Genomic DNA, 588 nt, shown 5'->3' with positions numbered 1-588 from the left:
ACCTTTTTGCGGTGATGCTCCACTGCCTGGACACCCAAGGCGGTGGCAATGTGGGTCTTGCCGGTTCCGGGGCCACCTACAGCGACGACATTGTGCGCGCCGTCGATGAACTCGCCGCGATGCAACTGCCGCACCAGAGCCTCGTTCACTTCGCTGGATGCAAAGTCGAACCCGGCCAGATCCTTGTAGGCCGGGAACCGGGCTGCCTTGATCTGGTAAGCGATGGACCTGACCTCACGCTCGGCCATTTCGGCCTTGAGCAGTTGCGAGAGGATCGGCACGGCGGCCTTGAAGGCGGGTGCTCCCTGCTCGATAAGTTCGCCAACAGCCTGGGCCATGCCATACATCTTCAAGCCGCGCAGCATCACCTCCACAGCAGCACTTGCGGGATCATGACGCATGGCGCAGCTCCCGCAGGTTGTCGTAACGCCCGACATCGGCGAGCGGCTCCTGGGCAAGCCGCAGGGCTTGCGGCGCATCGATCGGCGCAACCGGCGGTGCCTTGCCGTCGGTCAACCGGTGCAGGATGTTGAGCACATGGGTCTTGGTCGGAACGCCAGCCTCCAGAGCGAGCTCGACGGCACAGAG

General features: G+C 63.8%; 1 protein-coding gene and 1 pseudogene. Both read right to left on the bottom strand.

Going from position 1 to position 588, the window contains the following annotated elements; translation table 11 throughout:
- Positions 1 to 401: ATP-binding protein (locus tag L3X40_RS22095; protein ID WP_237367468.1), on the bottom strand; the 401-nt coding region annotated here is incomplete at its 3' end.
- Positions 391 to 588 (bottom strand): annotated as a pseudogene (locus L3X40_RS22090) (IS21 family transposase); the annotation flags it as partial. The pseudogene L3X40_RS22090 and the gene L3X40_RS22095, both read right to left, overlap by 11 nt.

The organism is Rhizorhapis sp. SPR117 (assembly GCF_021742065.1).
The sequence above is the reverse complement of the archived record's forward strand: the minus strand, read 5'-3'. Positions and strand labels throughout refer to the sequence as shown.